19 protein-coding genes are annotated in these 22,096 nt (G+C 35.6%); 1 reads left to right on the forward strand and 18 read right to left on the reverse strand.

Annotated features, from left to right (window positions below):
* Positions 1-2 precede the first annotated feature (2 nt).
* The 7 genes from smc to RZ55_RS03415 form a co-directional block, all read right to left on the reverse strand.
* Entirely contained in the window at positions 3-3,554 is a 3,552-nt protein-coding gene (smc, locus tag RZ55_RS03385) for a chromosome segregation protein SMC (protein ID WP_057175793.1), read from the reverse strand.
* A 21-nt stretch (positions 3,555-3,575) separates the two neighbouring features.
* Positions 3,576-4,268: a ribonuclease III gene (gene rnc, locus RZ55_RS03390; protein WP_034531086.1), complete on the reverse strand. Its 693-nt coding sequence runs from the start codon at positions 4,266-4,268 to the stop codon at positions 3,576-3,578.
* Between the two features lie 62 nt (positions 4,269-4,330).
* Positions 4,331-4,579: an acyl carrier protein gene (gene acpP / locus RZ55_RS03395; RefSeq protein ID WP_034531085.1), complete on the reverse strand. Its 249-nt coding sequence runs from the start codon at positions 4,577-4,579 to the stop codon at positions 4,331-4,333.
* A 49-nt stretch (positions 4,580-4,628) separates the two neighbouring features.
* Positions 4,629-5,669 (reverse strand): phosphate acyltransferase PlsX, encoded by a 1,041-nt coding sequence (gene plsX, locus RZ55_RS03400; RefSeq protein WP_034533528.1) that lies wholly within the window; start codon positions 5,667-5,669, stop codon positions 4,629-4,631.
* A gap of 13 nt (positions 5,670-5,682) precedes the next feature.
* Positions 5,683-7,716 (reverse strand): ATP-dependent DNA helicase RecG, encoded by a 2,034-nt coding sequence (gene recG, locus RZ55_RS03405; protein WP_057175794.1) that lies wholly within the window; start codon positions 7,714-7,716, stop codon positions 5,683-5,685.
* 51 nt (positions 7,717-7,767) lie between these two features.
* Entirely contained in the window at positions 7,768-9,444 is a 1,677-nt protein-coding gene (locus RZ55_RS03410) for a DAK2 domain-containing protein (protein ID WP_057175795.1), read from the reverse strand.
* A gap of 16 nt (positions 9,445-9,460) precedes the next feature.
* Positions 9,461-9,820: an Asp23/Gls24 family envelope stress response protein gene (locus tag RZ55_RS03415; protein WP_034531081.1), complete on the reverse strand. Its 360-nt coding sequence runs from the start codon at positions 9,818-9,820 to the stop codon at positions 9,461-9,463.
* A 227-nt stretch (positions 9,821-10,047) separates the two neighbouring features.
* On the opposite strand from RZ55_RS03415, the gene rpmB reads away from it, so the two are divergent.
* Entirely contained in the window at positions 10,048-10,233 is a 186-nt protein-coding gene (rpmB, locus tag RZ55_RS03420; RefSeq protein WP_034531080.1) for a 50S ribosomal protein L28, read from the forward strand.
* A gap of 87 nt (positions 10,234-10,320) precedes the next feature.
* On the opposite strand, the gene RZ55_RS03425 is transcribed toward rpmB, so the two are convergent.
* The 11 genes from RZ55_RS03425 to gmk form a co-directional block, all read right to left on the reverse strand.
* Positions 10,321-10,968, reverse strand: coding sequence for a thiamine diphosphokinase (locus tag RZ55_RS03425; RefSeq protein WP_054483401.1), 648 nt, complete (start codon positions 10,966-10,968; stop codon positions 10,321-10,323).
* Positions 10,969-10,970: 2 nt separating this feature from the next.
* A complete protein-coding gene (gene rpe / locus RZ55_RS03430) occupies positions 10,971-11,621 on the reverse strand; it encodes a ribulose-phosphate 3-epimerase (protein ID WP_057175796.1) in 651 nt (216 codons plus the stop codon).
* 10 nt (positions 11,622-11,631) lie between these two features.
* Positions 11,632-12,531, reverse strand: a complete 900-nt coding sequence (gene rsgA / locus RZ55_RS03435; protein WP_057175797.1) for a ribosome small subunit-dependent GTPase A — start codon at positions 12,529-12,531, stop codon at positions 11,632-11,634.
* A 45-nt stretch (positions 12,532-12,576) separates the two neighbouring features.
* The gene (gene pknB / locus RZ55_RS03440; RefSeq protein WP_057175798.1) at positions 12,577-14,472 is read right to left on the reverse strand and encodes a Stk1 family PASTA domain-containing Ser/Thr kinase; all 1,896 of its coding nucleotides are present in this window, start codon (positions 14,470-14,472) and stop codon (positions 12,577-12,579) included.
* A 12-nt stretch (positions 14,473-14,484) separates the two neighbouring features.
* Entirely contained in the window at positions 14,485-15,216 is a 732-nt protein-coding gene (locus RZ55_RS03445; protein ID WP_057175799.1) for a Stp1/IreP family PP2C-type Ser/Thr phosphatase, read from the reverse strand.
* Between the two features lie 2 nt (positions 15,217-15,218).
* Positions 15,219-16,556 carry a 16S rRNA (cytosine(967)-C(5))-methyltransferase RsmB gene (rsmB, locus tag RZ55_RS03450; protein WP_054483407.1) on the reverse strand — a complete coding sequence of 446 codons (1,338 nt, stop codon included), beginning with the start codon at positions 16,554-16,556 and terminating at the stop codon, positions 15,219-15,221.
* Positions 16,546-17,502: a methionyl-tRNA formyltransferase gene (gene fmt / locus RZ55_RS03455; protein ID WP_057175800.1), complete on the reverse strand. Its 957-nt coding sequence runs from the start codon at positions 17,500-17,502 to the stop codon at positions 16,546-16,548. The genes rsmB and fmt overlap by 11 nt, the downstream gene beginning before the upstream one ends.
* A gap of 13 nt (positions 17,503-17,515) precedes the next feature.
* Positions 17,516-19,930 carry a primosomal protein N' gene (gene priA / locus RZ55_RS03460; protein ID WP_081034501.1) on the reverse strand — a complete coding sequence of 805 codons (2,415 nt, stop codon included), beginning with the start codon at positions 19,928-19,930 and terminating at the stop codon, positions 17,516-17,518.
* A gap of 18 nt (positions 19,931-19,948) precedes the next feature.
* The gene (coaBC, locus tag RZ55_RS03465; RefSeq protein ID WP_057175801.1) at positions 19,949-21,139 is read right to left on the reverse strand and encodes a bifunctional phosphopantothenoylcysteine decarboxylase/phosphopantothenate--cysteine ligase CoaBC; all 1,191 of its coding nucleotides are present in this window, start codon (positions 21,137-21,139) and stop codon (positions 19,949-19,951) included.
* A gap of 97 nt (positions 21,140-21,236) precedes the next feature.
* Complete coding sequence (rpoZ, locus tag RZ55_RS03470; protein ID WP_041152297.1) at positions 21,237-21,440, reverse strand: DNA-directed RNA polymerase subunit omega; 204 nt, start codon at positions 21,438-21,440, stop codon at positions 21,237-21,239.
* Positions 21,440-22,057, reverse strand: coding sequence for a guanylate kinase (gene gmk / locus RZ55_RS03475; RefSeq protein WP_034531069.1), 618 nt, complete (start codon positions 22,055-22,057; stop codon positions 21,440-21,442). The genes rpoZ and gmk overlap by 1 nt, the downstream gene beginning before the upstream one ends.
* Positions 22,058-22,096: the final 39 nt, after the last annotated feature.

Genomic DNA, 22,096 nt, shown 5'->3' on the forward strand with positions numbered 1-22,096 from the left:
GCTTATTCCTCCGCGGCATTAAATTTGTTTAGGTTAGCTGTAACCACTTTAGAAACTCCGGAATTTTGCATGGTAACTCCATACAATGTATCGGCATAAACCATTGTTTCTTTTCTATGCGTGATAACGATGAATTGGGTTCCATCGTCTAGTTTAGTCATGTATCGAGCATATCTATCGACGTTTTCTGCATCCAATGCGGATTCAGCTTCATCCAAGATACTGAAAGGTACTGGCTTAACTTTTAACACGGCGAAAAGTAATGCAATGGCTGTTAATGCTTTTTCTCCTCCTGATAATAGAGACATATGACGGTACTTCTTACCAGGTGGTTGTGCCATAATTTCAATTCCAGTAGTTAACAAATCATTTGGATCTGTAAGTAATAACTTCGCTTTTCCACCACCAAAAATTTCGTTATAAACTTTTGAGAATTGGGTAGCGATTGCATCGAAAGTATCCTTGAATTTCTTTTCAACAGTAACATCAATCTTGTTCATGGTATCAGTTAGTTGTTGGCTAGAATTCTTCAAATCATCTGATTGTTGTACTAGGAATTCGTATCGTTTTGATACTTCCTTGTACTCATCAATTGCGGATACATTGACAACCCCTAGATGGTCGATTGAACGACGTAAGTCGTCAATATGAGCCTTAATGTTATCGATGGTATCGTCAACAACGATATCATCAATTTCATTTAGGTTAACCTCATACTTACCAATTAGTTGTTGTTTTAGACTAGCAAGTTGCTTTTCCAATTGATCAAACTTATTAGTTTGTTTATTTAGATAATTTTGTTGGTTAACTGAATCCATTGTTTGCTTATCAATTTGGTCTTCGACTTGCTTGATTTCAGCTTGGTGTTTATCAATGGATTCCTTGCATTCTTGTAGATTACTTTGGATTGATTGAATTTGTTGGTTAACTAACTTAATTTCGTCATCTTGGTTTACTGAAAGCATATTATTACTAATTGCTTCGTTTAACTCATCAATGTTGTCTTTTTCGTCATCAATGTCAGCATCTAATCGATCAAAGTCTTCAATTAGGTTTGCCTTTTGGTCACGGAAATTGGATAGTTTTTCCTTCAATACAATTAACTTTTCACGAGTTGATTGTACCTTTGAAGAGTTATTATCCTTCATTGATTCCAAAGTTTCAATCTTTTCTTGAATATCTTTTGATTTAGTTTGATTATTGACCAAATCAACATTCAATTGTTCTTTTAGTTTCTTGTTTTGACGTTGTTTTTCATCAATATCATCGTCAAACAATCCACCATTAGACATTCTGATTGCCTTTAGTTCACGTTGCTTTCTAACTAGGGATTCCTTAGCAAAGGTCAATTTGTTATTGATTGAATCTAGTTGACCATCGTATTGACGCTTGTTGTCATAGAAAGAATCTGATTTAGCATTTAACTCTTTTAGTTGATCTTGTAATTCAACCAACTTAGCCTCAGTTTGCTTGGCAACCTCTTGGCTTTCCTTAAATTGCTTTTCTAACTCTTCTAACTTATTCTTTTGGGTCAAAACACCATCATATTGACGCTTGTTAGAACCACCGGTGATTGAACCACCAGCATTAACGATTTCACCACTTAGGGTCACAATTCGGTTAGAATGTCTAATCTTGTTACTAATATCGGTAGCAGTATGTAAATCCTTAACGATTAAAACATTACCTAGCAAATGACTAGTAACAGATTTAAGTTTGTAATTAATTTGGACCAATTCGTTGGCTACACCAATGAATCCATCGCTATTTTGACAGGTACTTAAAACGTTATTGTTAACGCTGCGTTGTGAAATTTCATTAACGGGCAAGAAAGTAGCTCTTCCCAAACGATTATCATTTAAAAACTTAACCGCTTGTCTAGCTGAAGCATTGTTAGTGACCACAATTTGTTGTAATTGATTACCTAAAGCAGTTTCAATTGCTGTGGTATATTCAGCAGGTACTTTGATAAAGTCAGATACTGAGCCCAATACACCATTAAGATGATCTTTATTGTTTAAGACACTTTGGGCACCACGATAAAAATTACTGTGGTCGTTTTGCAAATTATTCAAACTATTGTATTTAATTTTTAGGTTTTGCGTATCCTCTAATTGCTTGTACCAAATAGCTTGTTGATCATCTACTTGTTTTTTTAGACCGTTCACCTGAGCTTGATAGTCGTTAAAATCGTTTTGCACCTTTTGAACTTCTTCGTTCTTCTTGTTGTATGCTTGATTTAACTCTTCAACTGATTGTTCCAATTGATTGATTTCATCGTTTACTCCAGAAATCTTTTGACGATTGGAATCGTTTTGAACATCAGCTTGTTTTTGGGTCTTTTCTAGGTAAGTAGATTCATTGTTAACATTAGCAATCTTTTGCATAATTGCTAGATATTCACCACGAACATCTTCATACTCTGCTTTCTTATCAGAAATCATTTGGTCAATCTTATCTTCATCGATTTCTTCAAGATATTGTTTATGCTTATCAATTTCTTGATTTAACTTGTCGATTTCAGAGTTGATTTCTTTTTCTTTTGCTTGTAAATCAGCAACTTGTGAATTTAACTTTTCTAGGTTGGCCTTATGTTCCTTCAAACTAGTCTTTTTAAATTCAATTTCTTGCTTAGAAAGATTTTGTTGACCGGATAACTGTTCAATCTTCTTAGAGTAGTTCAAAAGATTGTCTTGTTGTTCTTCCTTCTTGGTTAGAAGCACTTCAAGTTGTTCATTCAATGACTTCTTTTGACCGGTAAGCTCATTTAAGTGTTTATTAATATCTTCGGCATTTTGCTTTTCTTCAGCAATAATCGCCTTGGTATTATTCCAGTCAGCGCCAACTTGATTTAATTCAAGCGCAATTCTTGAAACATCGTATTTTTTCAATTCTTTTTTCAAATCTAAATACTTAATTGCTGTTTCACTTTGCTCTTTTAATTGGTCATTTCGATCTTTAAGTTCGAAAATAATGTCTTCAACTCGATCAAGATTTTCATGAGTTTGTTGAAGCTTTAAGTTGGCATCATGTTTTTGTTGTTTGTACTTGAAAACACCGGCTGCTGTTTCAATAATAGAACGACGATCTTCAGGTTTACTGTTAAAGATATCTTCAACACTACCTTGAGAAATGATTGAAAATGAACCAATTCCCATCCCTGTGTCCATAAATAGATTATTGATATCCTTCAATCGACATTCAGAATTATTGATTAAGTATTGGCTTTCACCGCTACGATATAAACGTCTTGTAATGATAATTTCTGAATATGAACTATTAATGTATTGGTCGGTATTGTCCAAGGTTAACTTAACTTCGGCACGATTGACCGGTTTATGAGTACTAGAACCAGAAAAAATAACGTCGGACATTTTTGAACCACGTAAAGTCTTAGAAGATTGTTCCCCGAGTACCCATCTGATAGCTTCGATAACATTACTTTTACCGCTACCATTAGGACCAACAATCGCAGTTAAACCATCTGTAAAGTTAATGGTTGTTTTGTTTGCAAAGGATTTAAATCCAGCAATCTCTAATGATTTTAACTTCAAAGTGATTTCCCCATCCTGTTTTTATTCTGTAAGGTTTTTAATTGCCTTCTTAGCAGCACCCTGTTCTGCATTCTTCTTGGAGTGACCTAAGCCAACACCTTTTTCAACGCCATCGATGGTAACGGATACCTTAAAGCGACGGTCGTTTTCAGGACCATTTTCATCCAATAAGTGATATTCAATATCAACTGGTCCATTTGATTGTGCTAATTCTTGTAATTCAGTTTTGTGATCAAAGAATTCGTCAAACCATCCCTCGTCTAATTTAGGGAAAATTACTTGATGACAAAACTTAACTACAGGTTCCATCCCTTGGTCAAGGTATACCGCACCAATGAATGATTCAAAAATATCACAAAGTAGTGAATCTCTAGTTCTGGCTTGAGCTTTTTCTTCACCCTTACCTAAACGAATATATTTATCAAATTCACATTCTCTAGCAAAACTGCTAAAGCTGTGTTCATTTACCATTGCGGCTCTTAATCTAGTTAAACGGCCTTGTGGTAAATTTGGATAACGCTTATAAATGTATTCTGATACTACTAGTTCGTAAACAGCATCACCCAAAAATTCAATTCGTTCATAAAATTTCAAATTCTTACCTGGATGTTCATTAACGTATGAAGCTTGAGTAAAGGCTTCATCTAATAATGATTCATCCTTGAACTTAATGTTAAATCGTTTTTCTAATAAATCATCAAATTCTTTTTCCAAGTCTTTCCCTCCAGTGAATAATACAACAAAAGACGATTACTATTGAGTAATCGCCTTTTTAATTATTTGTTATCAGCGTTAGACATAACGTAGTCTACAGCTTCATCAATAGTCTTAATGTTTTCTGCATCTTCATCTGAGATATCAGTACCAAAAGTACTTTCTAGAGATAATACAAACTCAACAAAATCAATTGAATCAGCGTCTAAATCATTTTGAAAGTTTAAATCACCTTTAATGGTATCTCTATCAATACTGAATTGATCAGCAACCATATCAGCAATTTTGTTAAATACTTCTTCTTTTGTCATAATCTATCTCCTTAAAATCGTAATTGATAATTCTAATTATAACAGATTTTTAGTTATTTTTGGCGTTTTGTTTGATTTGTTGCATATCATCAGCATGCTTATCAAAGTATTCAACAACGTCATCAATAGTCTTATTATCAATCATTGTCTTAATTTGGAAAATAGTGTTCTTGATTGTAACAGCTTCACTACTACCATGAGCCTTAACAACAGGAGCCTTAGTACCCATTAATACGGCACCACCATATTGTGAGTAATCCATTTCCTTAGCAATCTTCTTGAATGTTGGCTTAAGCATTAAAGCACCAACTTTTGACTTAACGCCACCAGACATGATTTCACCCTTGATTAGAGTAAGTAATGAAAGTGCAGTTCCTTCGATTGCCTTCAATGCGGCGTTACCAGTGAAACCATCAGTAACAACAACATCAGCAGCACCATTTAATAATTCACGTGATTCAACGTTACCAATGAAGTTTAGGTTTTCATCCTTAGATAGCATTTCGTTAGCTGCCTTATGTAATGAGTCACCTTTATCTGCTTCAGTACCGTTGTTTAATAAACCGATACGTGGGTTTTCAATATGTCTAACAGTTTCAGCATAGTACTTACCCATAAATGCGTATTGGTATAGGTTGAATAGTTTTGATTCAGCGTTAGCACCAACATCTAGCATAACGAAGTTATCATGATCTTCATCATTTACGATTGGTAATGTGGTTGCAAGACCTGGACGATCAATTCCCTTAATTCTACCAATGATGAATAGACCAGCAGCTAGGATAGCACCAGTGTTACCAGCTGAGAAGAATGCGTCTGCTTCTTTATCTTTAACAGCTTGAGCAGCCATGTCTAGACTTGAGTTTTTCTTCTTCATAACAGCCTTAACAGGTTCTTCACCCATTTCGATAATTTCGTCAGATTGAACTAATTCAATTCTTTCTTCGTTTTGAATTAATGGTTTAACCTTATCGATTTGACCGAATAACTTGAATTCAATATCAGGATATTGGTCTCTTGCCATTTCTACCCCTTTAACAACTTCTAATGGGGCGTTGTCTCCACCCATGGCATCAATTGCGATTTTCATTTATAAAACTCCTTTAATCAAACATTTTCTTATTATTTTTTTGGTGAACGTAACTATATAATTTACTATACATTGGATTGTTTTGCCAATCATTTGTACTTACAATCTGAATTGCCTCTTGTTGAGCAACACTTAGCATCGTTAAATCTGCAACCGGATCTCCTACCTTAAAATCAGGAAGACCAGATTGTGCTTTCCCCATGATATCACCAGGTCCTCTAAGTTCTAGGTCCTTTTGCGATATAACGAAACCATCGTTACTTTCAACCATGACGTTCATTCGTTTAACACCTGTCTCAGTTTTGGGATCAGATACTAATAAACAGTATGACTGACTACTTCCTCTTCCAACTCGACCTCGTAATTGATGTAACTGAGCCAATCCAAAATGATCAGCATTAAATACGATCATCATAGTGGCATTACTAACGTCCACACCTACTTCAATAACTGTCGTAGAGACCAAAATTTGAAACTCATTGTTTTTAAATTCTGTCATCACCAAATTTTTATCTTCATCTTTCATTCTACCATGAAGTAGACCAACTTTGAATTCTGGTTCAAACATATTCTTAAAATTTTCATAGATGTTGATGGCATTCTTCATATCAACAGCTTCCGATTCCTCAACCAATGGCGTTACCACGTAAATCTGTTCTCCGGCATTCAATCTTTCTTTGATAAAACCAACAGAATTCTTAAATTGGCCCTCCTTGATCCACGCCGTTTTAACCGGTTGGCGACCATTAGGTAGTTCGTCAATAATTGAAACATCCATTTCGCCATATGAAGTAATGGCTAAAGTTCTAGGGATTGGCGTTGCCGTCATCGCTAAAACGTTAGTTCCATCGTTTTTCTGTCTTAACTTAGCACGTTGGTTTACACCAAAACGATGTTGTTCATCGATAATGGCTAATCCTAAGTTCTTGTATTCAACGCTATCTTGAATCAAGGCATGGGTTCCAATAACCAAGTTAATTTCACCAGACTTAATTCTTGGTAAAAGTTCTTTTCTGGCAGCCGGTTTCGTATCACCAGTTAACAACGCAACATTCACTTTTGTATCTTTAAAGAGTGTTGCTAGCTTATTAGCATGTTGTTCAGCCAATATTTCGGTCGGTGCCATTAAGGCCGCCTGATATCCGCCATCAATACATGCCAAAATTGCTAATGCAGCCACAATTGTTTTACCAGAACCTACATCCCCTTGAAGCAAACGGTTCATCTGACGAGTCGATGATAAATCGTTTTGAATTTCATTTACCACACGCTGTTGTGCATTTGTTAATGAAAATGGAAGTTGGTTAATAAAAGCATCCATGTCAGCTTGGTTAAACTTAATGGCTAAACCAGCATCCTTTTGTTCTTCACTCTTTAATGCTTGCAAACGCATTTGAAATAAGAAAAACTCATTAAACTTCGCAGTTCTTCTAGCTAGGTATGCATCCTTTGTATCATTGGGGAAATGCATATCCTGAATAACTTGTTTTTGTGATTCCAATTTATATTTTTCAATGATGTCTTCTGGAACGACATCATCAATTACATCTTTGTATTCATCAAACGCCAGCTTCACCAAATCACTGATTGTCTTTTGACGAATATGCTTGTTAGCGGGATAAATTGGATTCATTTCATTACCATCAACCGAAGATAAAATCTTGATTCCAGATAATGACGCCTTGGCCTTATCAAAACGACCGTATATAAGAACTTCCTTGCCAACCGGAAGCTGTTTCTTTAACCATGGTTGATTAAAAAATGTAACCTTTACGACGTCGTTATCAACCAATAGTCTTATGTTCAATAGATTTCTTTTCCGACCAAAGTGTGCAACCACTGGATCAGCTGCAATCTTACCCTTAATCGTTACCTTTTCTTGGTCTTCAATTTGCGATAAGTCTTTGACTTGAAAATCATCATATCTAAATGGGTAATATGTCAATAAATCATATATAGTATCGATACCCAATTCATCCAAAGCTTCGACCTTTTTAGGACCAACACCCTTTAAAACGGACACACTATCGTTTAAATCTTTCAACATATCACCTCATTTTACTTATGTAATAAAAAAATCGGAGAAAACTCCGACATTTTATTCAACAGAAATTAAGTATGGGTAGACTGGTTGTCCTCCCGGATGAACTTCAACTTCTAAGTCATCATCAATTGATTCAACTTGTTCAGCTAGTTCATCAGCTTGATCTTGTGTCATGCCTTCACCATAGATAATGGTTACAACTTCACTATCTTCATCAAGCATTTCCTTAATCATATCGATAGTAGTTTCATTTAAGTCGTCTTTAACAACCTTAATCTTACCATCGATAATTCCCATGTAATCGTCTTTCTTGATTTTAACACCATCAATTTCGGTGTCTCTAACAGCGTTAGTAACATCTCCACTGACTACAGTGTCTAACATATCTTCCATTTCAGATACGTTATCATCTAGACTAGCATCAGGATTGAAAGAAAGCATTGTTGTTAAACCTTGTTGAATTGTCTTTGCGTGAACAATTTCAACTGGAATTTCGGCAACGTCAGCAGCTTGTTGAGCAGCCATAAAGATATTACCGTTATTTGGAAGAATAATTGCTTTCTTAGCATTGCTATTATTAATAGCATCTAGAATGTCTTGAGTACTTGGGTTCATGGTTTGACCACCCTTGATAACATCAGTAACACCTAGACTGGTAAATAGTTCACCAATTCCGTCACCAGAAGCGACAGCAATAATTGCTGTTTCTTTTGGTTCTGAATTGGTTTCTTTCTTAGCTTCATCGTCTTTTTCAATAATTGTTTCTTGTTGTAGACGCATATTATCAATCTTAACGTTGGCTAAGTCACCGAACTTTTGTCCCCATGAAATAACTTCACCAGGTTGTTCAGTATGAACATGGACCTTAACAATTTCATCATCATTAACAACTAGTAATGAGTCACCTAAACCGGCTAAATGATCATAGAACTTATCGTAGTCAAAGTCGTATTCAACTTCCTTACCGCGACCAATTCTAACCATGATTTGGGTACAGTATCCAAACTTAATGTCGTCTGGGTTTAACTTACCTTGTGCACTTTCATGACTTTGTTCATGACTTGCATCAATCATTTGATCCATTTCACCAGTATTTGGTTGATGGCTAGCTTCAATTTCTCGTCCATTTAGAACATCACTAAATGCTTTAACAACGAAAACTAAACCTTGTCCACCTGAATCAACAACACCAACTTGTTTCAATACTGGTAACAAATCAGGTGTTGATTGAAGAGCTTGTTCAGCAGCATCAGCTAAAATATCAAATAATTCAGCTAGGTCGTTTGTGGTTGCACTTTGACCTGCTTCAGAAATCCCTCTAATAACTGTTAGAATTGTTCCTTCAGTTGGTTTCATAACTGAACCATACGCTGTTTTTTCACTGTTTTTAAAAGCTTCTACGATGTCTTGAGCAGAAAGGTTATCCTTTTCAGCAACAGACTTTGAGAAACCTCTAAAAATTTGTGACAAGATAACTCCAGAGTTACCTCTTGCTCCCATTAATAGCCCTTTAGCTAATGATTGAGCTAATTCTCCAACAGATTCACTAGTATCACGACTAACGTAATCTGCCCCACTTTGGAAAGACATACTCATATTAGTACCAGTATCACCATCTGGAACTGGGAAAACATTAAGTGAGTTTATAAATTCTGCATTATTATTAAGGGTAGTAGCAGCGGCTTGCACCATTTGATCAAATTTTGATCTATCTATATTTGAAATAGACACAAAAATGAACCTCCTTTTAGTCTAGAACTCTTACACCTTGAACAACGACATTAACAGAACTAGCACTAATGCCAAGCATAGATTCCAAATTGTACTTAACCTTGCTTTGAACATTTTTACATACTTCTGAAATTTTAGTACCGTAGCTAACAATGATATTTACTTCAATTGCAACATCATTGTCTTGTTGTGTAACCACAACTCCACGGGAATAGTTATCTTTTTTCAAAATATCGTTTACATTGTCTCGAATTTGATTTTTACTTGCCATACCAACAACTCCGTAGTTATCAGTAGCAGCTCCACCAACTACGGTGGCAATTACATTGTTATCAATATCAATTAATCCATAATCAGTTCTCATTTTTACGGCCATCACAATAGCCTCCTTAAAAGATAGATTTCTTAATATATTCGTAATATAATATTACCACATGTTTAAAAAAAGCTAAAGTATTGATATAATGAATAGCGAAGGCTGTCAAGTATATTCACTTGAAAGAAAAGCATTGCAAAACAGGCTTCAATATGCTAAATTATTAGAGTGAGATGTAATAAAAGCAACGCTTTTGACTAGAAATCAATTAAAGGAGGAATTTACCAATGGCTAAAGATTTTATTAATGGTAAAAGAACTCATTATGGTAACAAACGTTCCCATGCTTTGAATTCTTCACGTCGTAGCTGGAAGCCAAATCTACAAAAGGTTCGTATCCTTGTAGATGGAAAGCCTAAGAAAGTTTGGGTTAGTGCCCGTACTCTAAAATCAGGTAAAGTTACTCGTGCCTAACAATATTTAAGTCTGACTCTTAATGTCAGACTTTTTTTATACCCTAAATAACAAAAAAGAGAACTGATATAATCAGTTCTCTTTTTTCTATGCATCTTTACTTTGGATCACACATAATACCCCATCATCAAAATCGAAGTGACATTTATCACCATCGAATTGATTACTGGAATAAGCAAACGGTCTTTCAACATAGTAGTTATCGAGTTTATATACCGCATCATGAATTGATAAGTGCATTGCATTCATTGGAATAAACGCTAAGTAATGCATCATATCAATCTTTGTAATTTCATGTTGTCCCGGAGTAAAGTATTGAATTACATTTTGTTTATCAATAATTCTAATTTTTTCAACGATATCCCTAAATTTAGGTTCAGTCGCCAATAAGTAGTTAGAAATAAAGTGATCAATTCTACCACCAGTGGCACCAAAGATATTAATGACATCCGCCTTTAATTCATCGGATGCAATCTTTAATGCTAGTTGGGTATCAGTATAGTCTTTATCAGGATTATAGGTTCGAATGTCAGAAACGTTGTTTGAAATAATTTCAAATTCAGATTGATCCATTGAATCAAAATCACCAATTGAAATTAGTGGTTTAATTCCCATTTGAACTAACCACACGTTTCCTCGATCGACTCCAATCCAATCGCCATCGATTTTGCCTTGTCTTAAACTATCAGGCCATAAATCCGTTGGCCCACCGACTAATAAATTGATCGTTTTCATAATTATTTAGTAGCGTCCTTAATTGCTTGAATTCTTTCAGCAGGATTTTCAGCACCGAATACGTATGAACCAGCAACTGCAACAGTTGCACCAGCTTTGGCAGCAGCTTGAACAGTTTCGTTGTTAACTCCACCATCAATTTCGATGTCAAAGTCGTATCCTTCAGCCTTCTTGATGTCGTCTAATTGCTTGATCTTCTTAACAGTTTCGTCTAGGAACTTTTGACCACCAAAACCAGGGTTAACAGTCATTACTAGAACTTGGTTAACCATGTATAGTACTGGTTTGATAGCTTCTACGGGAGTACCTGGGTTGATTACTACTTCAGCCTTAACACCCTTGTTCTTAATCATTTGTAAAGCACGGTGAATATGTGGAGTTGCTTCAACATGCACACCAATAATGTCAGCACCCTTGTCTGCAAATTCGTCAACGAATCTTTCAGGGTTAACTACCATTAAGTGAACATCTAATACTAAGTTAGAAATCTTTCTGATTTGTGGAACCCAGTTTGGACCGTATGAAATTGCTGGAACAAATGAACCGTCCATTACATCAATATGTAATAGTTCTGCGTCCTTTTCAACTTTTTCAATATCTCTTTGTAGGTTTAAATAATCTGCACTTAAGATTGATGGTGCTACTTTAATCATTATTAATTCCTCATTTCTTTTTATTGTAAATTGGTTTTTTATTCTTTAATAAATCATATAACTGAACATAATCATGATAGCGTTCATGTGATAGTTCATCTTCATCTAACATTGCCTTGATTGCACAACCAGGTTCGTTGATGTGAACACATCCCCTGAATTTACATCTATCAGCATTTGCTCTGAATTCAGGAAAGTAATCCCTTAGTTCCTCAGGTCTGATATCAAAAGCTTCGTAAGATGAGAAACCAGGTGTATCAGCTACTAATCCATTATTAATTTGAATAAAGCTGACTTTTCTAGTTGTATGTTTACCACGGTTTAATGCCATGGAAATTTCACCAGTTGCTAAGTTTAAATCTGGAGAGATTTGATTCAACAATGTTGATTTACCTGCCCCAGTTTGACCCATAAAGACAGTTTCTTTATTTTCAAACAATGATTTAATTTCATTAACTGATTCAGTTTTATCCTCGCTGTTGCTAGGAAGGATAACCTTATATCCAGCTTGTTCATAAACTTTCTTAACACCTTTAAAGTACTCGAACTGTTTATCATCTAATAAATCAGTCTTAGTAAAGTAGATGATTGGTGTAATTTTGTTAATTTCAACCGCAACTAATTGACGGTCTAACAAGTTATATGAAAAATCTGGCTGAACAGCGGAAGTAACAACTACGGCTTGATCAATGTTTGCAATTGGAGGTCTCACCAATGAATTTTTACGGTCAAAAATCTTTAATAAGTATCCTTCTTTTTGTGAACTGGATTCAAACTCGACGTCATCACCAACTAAAGGAGTTATTTTTCTTTTTCTAAAGTTACCTCTAGCTCTTGTTCGGTATATCTTTCCGTCACTAATAATATCATAGAATCCACTTAGGGATTGGAAAATTTTTCCTTCAGCCAATGTATCACCTCGTTAATTTATTTACTATTTTTATTATACCTTGCATTACTTCATTATCAAATCACCATTTCGATAAATTCGATATTGTGGTTTTTGATTTTTCTTCAAACTGTAAGGAATGCTGATGGTTGTATCTTTATTTATATAGACGGTTCGATAAAATTTTTCGTTACCGCCATCCTTATTAGAATAGATTGTGATCTTATTTAGACCACTGCTATCAACCTTTTTATAAGGTAATTTTACCGATACGTTAACGCTTCTTCTTAGATTTTGATTATCAGAGCTTCCCTTCGATACCCAAAGTTCTACCTCGTCTCCGTAACTTAACAATAAACCAGTTGATGGACTTTGTTGGTAGACTTTTCCGGCAGGTTGACTCTTAGAATTTTCGTAGAAAACCTTAACGTTTAAATGGTTTTCCTTCGCATAGTTTCTTGCCTGTTCTTCGGTCTTACCAATGAGATTAACCAACTTAAAATTTCTAGTGTTAACTGCCACTACCAGGTTAATTGTTGTGTTATGTGGTTCCACCAAAGTTCCAGGACGAATGCTTTGGCTAAGAATGGTATCCGACTTAAATGAAGTGTCATAACTGTATGACTTCTTCACCGTGAATCCCATTGTTGTCAATGAATGTTCAGCAGAATCGACTGAATCACCTAGGTAATTATCCATCTTGACCTTCTTATAGCCACCAGAAACCTTCAAGACGATTCCTGAATGGTTAATCATCTTGGTTCCCTTGGCTGGATCGGTACCAATTACCTTATTAACAGCAACGTCAGTGTTATAAGTGTATTTTACCTTGCTGACGATTAAGTGGGACTTCTTTAAAACCTTCGTAGCTTTACTAATCGACATGTTTGAAACGTTTGGTACCGTTACTCGAGTGAAGAAAGTAAAGTTAAAGAATAAAAATATTCCCGAAATAAAGGCAAATAGTATCACAATTAATGTAAGTAATTTAAAGATACGATATTTATCCTTATATTCATGTTCTTCATCTACATGATGATCATGATATTTGTTTAGATCCTTTAGGTCCAAGACCTTGGTTTCACCATCATCAATTTCAGTCTTCGGAATCATGAAGTGTAATTTAGCTTCATCCATTCTTTCTTTACTCATTGAAGTAAGCAGGTCTTCCTTCATGTCTAAAACAGAACTGTAACGATCCGATAATTTTTTAGCAGTTGCCTTAATCACAACATTTTCTAGCGCTTGTGTCACTAGACTATTTTGTTCAATTATCGAAGGCAAGTTTTCCTTAGTATGCTTCATTGCAATGTTTACTGGTGAATCACCATCAAAAGGAACCTTCCCTGTGAGTAATTCGTACAAGATAATTCCCAATGAATAAACATCCGATTGGGTAGTAACCTTCTTTCCCAATGCTTGTTCAGGTGAAATATAGTGAATTGAACCAACAACTGCATTGGTTTGAGTTAATGCATTTTGACTTTCAATTAAGGCAATCCCAAAGTCTGTGACCTTAACGACACCTTTCTTATCAATTAACACGTTCTGTGGCTTTAAATCACGATGAATAATTCCATGACTATGAGCTTCATAAACCGCATCAATTAGTTGCGTCATGATTGCAATAACTTTATCAATACTGATTGGATAGTGCTTTTGAATGTAATTTTTTAAGTCCTGTCCATCAACGTATTCGGTTACCAGATACTGTAAATCACCTGATTGATTCAAGTCGTATACCTGGGCAATATGCTTACTGTTTAATTTATTAATAGCTAATTTTTCATACTTAAAATGACGTTTAGCTTTTTGACTACCCTGAAAATCAATTCGAATAATCTTAATAGTGACAAGACGGTTTTCCTTCATATCATATGAAAGATAAACATTAACCATCCCACCTTCACCAATCTTATCGATGATTTTGTAGCGGTCATTTAAAACGTATCCTTTTTCCATAAACGATCACTCCTAACCTAAATCATCGATTAAAATAGCGGAAATGTTATCTTTTCCACCATTATCATTGGCAGTATCAATTAAACGATCAATCTTTTGTTTTTCACTTAATCGCATGTTTAAAATTTTTGAGATTGTCTCATCACTAACCATTTTGGTTAACCCATCACTACATAATAGCAGTTGATCACCTGGTCTAAACTGAATGTTTGAGATGTCGACATCTGCATCCGAAGAAACACCTAATCCCTTTACAATTACGTTTTGTAAATTGGAATCAACGTTTTCTCCATCTTTAACTTCGCCTTTTTCAATTAAAAAGTTAATGTATGAATGATCAACGGTAAGTTGCTTAAGCTGACTACTTCTTAATAGATAACAACGACTATCGCCCAGATGGGTTAATAGATATTGATTTCCAAAGAACAATGCGACAACAACAGTGGTTGCCATTTTACTTAAACTTTCATCTTTAATTCCCATTTCAACAATCTTATTATTTACATCGCTAATCGTTTGAGATAGCCATGCTTTAGTATCGATAATTGAACTAATATGATGATTTTGAAAAGCTTGTCCAATAAAATCAACCGCTGTTGAAGCAGCAATTTCACCACCATTGCTTCCCCCAACTCCATCGGCTAGGATTGCAATCAAAGCGCCCTGTTGATTTTTAAAATAGCCAACATAATCTTCATTACTAATTCTTTGTTTACCAATAACAGAATTAGCAGCAACTTCCATTTCTATTCACCACCATTTTTTATTAAATTACATACGAAGAATCCATCTGAATCGTAGTCATCTGGGTAGATTCGAATGTAACCATCATTTAGCGGAATACCCATTTTGGAAACTGGATCAACACGTTTAAAATCAGGATTTTGTTTTAAGAATTCAGCAATCACGTCTGAATTTTCTTGATTTAAGATGGTACAAGTACTGTAGACTAGCTTACCACCTTTTTTAAGTTTTTTGGCCGCAGAAGTTAAGATATCCAATTGGATGGATGCTAACTTTTTAACATCTTCCATCTTCTTTTCGTATCTAATTTCTGGTTTTCTTCTAATCAAACCAATTCCTGAACATGGTGCATCAATTAAAATTTGGTTGAATGTTTCATCATCATATAAATCATCAAGCTTTCTAGCATCACATGCTTGAGTGGATAAAACATCACTAACGCCTAGTCGTTTAGCATTCTTTTGCACTTGTTTCAAACGATTATTGTGCAAGTCCAATGCTTCAACGTGGCCACCAGCTTCTTTAGATAGATGTTCTGCAATTTGCGTGGTCTTTCCACCAGGTGCTGAACAAGCATCTAAGATTACATCAGATTCTTTAATATCCATGGATTCCACTGGTAACATTGCGCTTTCGTCTTGAATTGTCATTTGACCATTCTTAAAAGTATCACTGTAACTAGCAGACTTCTTGGTTAAGATTAGTCCTGATTCAACCAGCTTACTGTTTTGCACGCCATAACCATCAGCTTTTAATTTATCTGACAATGATTGCTTACTGATTAACTTAGAATTAAAACGTACTGACTGCTTTGAAGGTTGATTAATACTCTTTAGGATGGAAAGTGTCTTTTCTTCACCCACTTGCTTGTTCAACTCTTCAATCATCCATTCAGAAATACTGTATTCAATTGAAAGTTTCTTAATTGGATCATCGATATCAGAAAAGTCAGGTAATCCCTTTCTTTCAATTTGATGAAGAACACCGGTAACTAAGCGTCTAATTCCATCATGGCCCATTTTCTTAGCAATCTTAATGGTTTCATTAAAAACGGCTCTGGTAGGAATTTTATCTAAGTATTCCATTTGATAAATTGCAGAATACAATAATTCCTTCACCCAATCATCAACCTTATTGGCATTTTTTAGGAAGTGATTTAATTGGTATTCCAATGTTAAACGATGTTGGATAACACCATAAACAATGTTGGTAAGCAATGCGATATCACGACTGCTTAAGTCACTATTTTCAATGACTTGGTTTAGTTGTAGGTTGGAGTATGCTCCATTTGAAATTTTACTAAGCGTCTTTACAGCCAGTAATCTAGGGTTACTTGACATCTTCTATCACCATATCTCCTTGTTGAATTGATTGGCCAGCACCATTTAAGAAGGCGTTGATTGGTTGTTTTGGTTTACCTGAAGGTTGGATTTCCAAAAGTTGTAGCACAGTTCCGTCTCCACAGGCAATCTTCAAAGCTTTCTTTGTCTTTTCAACCACTTGGCCAGGTTTTAAGTCAGTGGTTTCATCTAAAGGTTTAGCACTCCAAAACTTAGTACGTTTGCCTAACATCATGGCAAATGCATTTGGTGATGGACGTAGTGCTCTAATCTTGCGATCAACTAGAAAGGCAGACTTAGCAAAGTCTAATTCTTCTTGTTCTCTAGTGATGTTTGGTGAAAATACCACCTTATCTTCATCTTGTGGAGTTGGGTTAACATCCCCAGCAGCCACCTTTGGCAATGTTTCAAGAAGTAAATCACGACCAATGATACTTAATTTATCAAATAATGATTGGGTATCATCATCTGTTTGAATATCCAATGCTTGTTGAGATAATACATCCCCAGCATCCATCTTCTTAACCATGTACATGATTGAAATTCCTGTTTGCTTATCACCATTTATCAATGAATATTGAACGGGTGCACCACCGCGGTATTTTGGTAACAATGAACCGTGAACGTTAACTGCGGCAATCTTTGCAGCATTCAATAGCTTTTCAGGTAAGAATTGACCAAAAGCAGCGGTGATAATGAAATCAGGATTAATTTCTATAATCTTAGCCATTTCATCACTACCACTAATTTTTTCAGGTTGAAGCACTGGAATTGATAATTCCTGTGCAGCTTCCTTTACTGGTGATGGTTTTGATACTCTTTTTCTTCCAAAAGGTCGATCTGGTTGGGTCACGACTGCTTGTACATCATAGTCGTCACTTTCCACTAAACCTTTTAATACAGGAACTGCAAATGATGGAGTTCCCATAAATACAACTTTTTTCATTTTATCTACATCCTTACATAAAGTTCAAAGGATCAGGGTCTATGTTTACATATAGTCCCTTTTGAGCATCCTTTTGATAATGATTCAATATATATTCCAAACATGGTTTCATATTTGGTTCGTTTTTATACTTAATAATAATTTGATAGTAGTACTTATTCTTTAATTTTAAGATTGAACTAGGTGATGGTCCTAACATAATCGCTTGGTCACTTAGCTTCGCCTTTAAAATCTTAGCAATTTCGTACATCTTAGCAGCTGCCTTAGCTTCGTTGACATCGGAAGCTGATATCTTAACAGTGAAAAAGTAAGGTGGATAGTTAGTTTGATGTCTAACATTCATTTCCTTACGATAGAACAATTCATAGTCCTGTCTTTGCGCTAGCCTAATTGCATAGTGATCCGGATTAAAGGTTTGAATATAAACCAATCCTTTTTTCTCTGCACGACCAGCACGTCCACTCACCTGAGTTAACAAGTTAAATGTTCTTTCACTAGAACGGAAATCAGGTAAATCAAGGGAAGTGTCGGCATTCAAAACACCGACAAGTGTAACGTTAGGAAAGTCCAAACCCTTCGCAATCATTTGAGTTCCAAGTAAGATGTCGGCTTCACCGTTACCAAACCTTTGTAAGATGCGTTCGTGTGAACCTTTTCTTCTTGTGGTATCAACATCCATTCTTAAGATGCGAGCATTGGGTACTAATGATTGAAGTTTTTCTTGGACCTTTTGAGTTCCAGTACCGTAGTATCTGATCTTTTTACTACCACAGTTTTTACACTTGTTAGGAATTGGTTCCTCGTGACCACAGTAGTGACACTTCATCGTTCTTGAATCCATGTGTAGCGTAAGTGAGATATCACAGTTTGGACAATGCAATACGAAACCACAACTACGACACATCACAAATGATGAGTATCCCCTGCGGTTTAACATCAACACAATCTGTTCGTGTTTTTGTAAACGATTGTTAATCGCTGATAGCAATTCAGATGAAAAATCTTCTTGACCGCTATTTTTAACCTCTTCCTTCATGTCAATAACCCTAACCTCAGGTAAGGATTGGTTATTGATTCTGTGTGGAAGTTTGATTAGTTGATATACGCCCTTAGTAGCTCTTGCTCTTGATTCCAATGAAGGAGTGGCACTACCTAAAACTAACGGACAGTTGTGAAAACTTGCTCGCCACTTGGCAACGTCTCTTGTATGGTATCGAGGCGAATCATCTTGCTTATAACTAGCTTCATGTTCTTCATCCATGATGATGATACCGATATTATCTAGCGGAGCAAAGATGGCAGAACGTGCTCCAACGACCACATCAGCTTCACCATTGTTAACTCTGCGCCATTCATCGTACTTTTCACCATTTGACAAACCACTATGTAACATCGCTACTCGATTACCAAATCGACCCTTAACTCTTTTTACCATCTGAGGAGTTAACGAAATTTCAGGGACCAACATTAAAGCAGTCTTGCCTAACTCAAGTGCTTTTTGGATTGATTGAAGATATACTTCAGTCTTTCCAGAACCCGTAACACCCTCTAATAAAAAGACAGTATCCTGGTTGCGCTTGGTTGCTGCACTGATTCTATCGACTGCACTTTGTTGATCGTCGTTTAACTGTAATGGTTTGTTTGTGCCAACTTTACCTTGGTATGGATTACGGTATTCCTCTTGCAAGAACCTAGTAAACCATCCCTTATCCACCGCACTTTTAATCGCAGCTTCAGGAATATCAAAGTCATGAACCAACTTACGTTGAGCAATCTCTTTATCATTATGGTTGATGATAAAATCTAGAATTTTAATCAGGTTCTTTGAGTTCTTACGGACCTTAGTTGACTCTTCTTTTGCTTGCTCAGTTGTTAAGTTCGGTTTAATGGCATAAATCTTTTTAGCCTTGGCACCATCTGAAACCTTGTATTCAACAGAAAGTTTGTTTTCTTTACGATATTGAATAATCTTCTTTAATACTGCTGCTGGGTATTCATCCACGTCAAAATCAACGACAGTATCATCACCAAAAATGGCTAAAATATCGTCGTCGATTTCACTTGAATCATTTAATAATAGTTGTTTTTGATACTTCGCTCTCATTACGCTTGGGAGCATCGTTAAAATACAACTAATTTGAAAGGAATAGGTCTTTTCTGCCATCCATTTAGACATGTCCAGTAATTCAGTATTCAATACCGGATCCAAATCCAATAGTCCTGAAATTTCCTTTAATTCACCGTCAAAAGTTCCATTATTGTCGATATCCCAAACGATTCCCTGAATTTTACGGCCACCATTTCCAAACGGAACAATGACACGCATCCCTTTTTGAAGTTTATCGTTTAGCTCATCTGGCACTAAGTAAGTATATGGTTCGTTAGTTTGCATTGTTGGCACATCAACAATTACTTTTGCTAAATTCAATCTAACTCCCCCTTTAATTTAATCGATTCTTTCACTAATGATATCAATCAATTCATTAGCAATTTTATCCTTACTTTCTACATCGCTTTTCTTAAATACCCCGGTTTCATCGATAAATGAAACTTGGTTATTATCGCTGTTAAATCCAATTGCCTTGTTGCTAACATCATTTGCTAACAATAAGTTTAACTTTTTCTTGGCTAGTTTTTGTTTGGCGTTATCCAATAGGTTTTGGGTTTCTGCAGCAAAACCGACAACAAATTGTTCATCCTTTATCTTTGATAATTCCTTTAAAATATCAGGTGTTTTTACCAAATGAATGTCTAATTCATCACCATTTTTCTTGATTTTTTGTTCTGAATATTTCGCTGGTGTGTAGTCAGAAACAGCTGCGGCCATTACTAAAACATCAGCATCACTGAAGTTATCTTCGATTGCACTCTTCATTTCACTAGCAGAATTAACATTGACAACGTTCACATTACCGTTGATATGTTGAGTTTCTGAAGATGAAATTAAAGTCACGTCAGCTCCGGCATTCATGGCAGCTCTAGCAATCGCATAGCCCATCTTACCTGATGAATTATTACTAATGTATCTAACCGGATCAATGGCTTCTCTTGTTCCACCAGCTGTGACAATCATCTTCTTGCCCGCTAATCGATTATCTTGTTCGACCATCATTTCAAGTCTTTCGATAATCTCTTCAGGTTCAATCATTCTACCCTTGGCTTCGTATCCTTCAGCTAAGAATCCTGAAGTTGGATAGATAATTTTACAACCATCAGCCTCGATTCGTTGAATATTTCTTTGGGTTGCAGGATTATCCCACATGTTATTGTTCATTGCTGGAACAATCACTTTTGTAGAAGGTGTTGCAAGCAGTGTCGTAGTAACTGCTTCGTCACCAATCCCATTAGCCAACTTAGCAATCGTGTTTGCTGTGGCTGGAGCAACAATTGAAATATCAGCCCATGTTGCAATATCAATATGGGTGATTTCATTAGCATCCTTTTCGTCAAAAGTATCAGTGAAAACAAAGTTTTTAGTCAAAGTTTGAAAAGCCAATGGTGTAACGAATTGTTGTGCACCACCGCTCATAACGACTCTGACATCGTTTCCATTTTTAACTAATAATCGCGCTAAGGTTAATGACTTATATGCGGCAATACTACCAGTAACATATAGTGCTATTTTTTTATTATTCACTAATCAAACCTCCCATATCTTAAGAACTTATTACCTATATTGTATCAAAAAATCAAAATAAAAACCCTTGCATTGCTGCAAAGGGTTAATTTATTTATTATTTGTTATCTCTAGTTAGTTCAACCTTGCCGGCAACGATTTCTTCGAAAGCCTTACCAACAGATTTTCTAGATTTGTATGAGTCTAATAATAATGGTGATCCAGCATCAATATCATGAGCTCTCTTACTTGCTAGCATGATTAATGAGTATCTTGAATCAACTCTTTCAAGTAGTTTGTCAACAGATGGATATAATAGCATTAGTCTTCTTCTCCTAACATTGATAGATAATCCGGCATTACGCGGTTAACTTTTAGTCTTTCGCTGTTAACGATAGTCTTAATTCTATCTACAGCATTTTCAACTTTGTCGTTTAATACAGCATAGTCATAGTTTCTCATCATCTTAATTTCAGAAACAGCTGTCTTGATACGCTTGTCGATAACGTCCATATCATCAGTTCCACGACCAATTAAACGATTCTTTAGCACAACTAAATCAGGTGGGGTTAGAAATACAAATACTGCTTCTGGGCAATTAGCTCTAACCTGCATTGCACCATTAACTTCGATTTCTAAGAATACGTCATGACCTTCATCCAAAGTCTTATTAACATAGTTCAATGGAGTTCCATAGTAATTGTCAACGTACTTTGCATATTCTAGCATTTCACCATTTTTGATATGGTCTTCGAATTCTTCTTTACTAACAAAGAAATAGTCTTTACCGTTTACTTCACCTTCACGAGGACTTCTAGTAGTCATTGAAATTGAGTACTTGAAATCAACGTCTGGTTCGTTAAACAATGCTTTTCTAACAGTACCTTTACCAACACCAGAAGGTCCTGAAAGAACAATTAGCATTCCTCTTTTTGCCATTTTAAAACCCCTCAAAATTTTATAATACTACCATTATGG

Source organism: Apilactobacillus kunkeei (assembly GCF_001421115.1).
GTDB lineage: Bacteria > Bacillota > Bacilli > Lactobacillales > Lactobacillaceae > Apilactobacillus > Apilactobacillus kunkeei_F.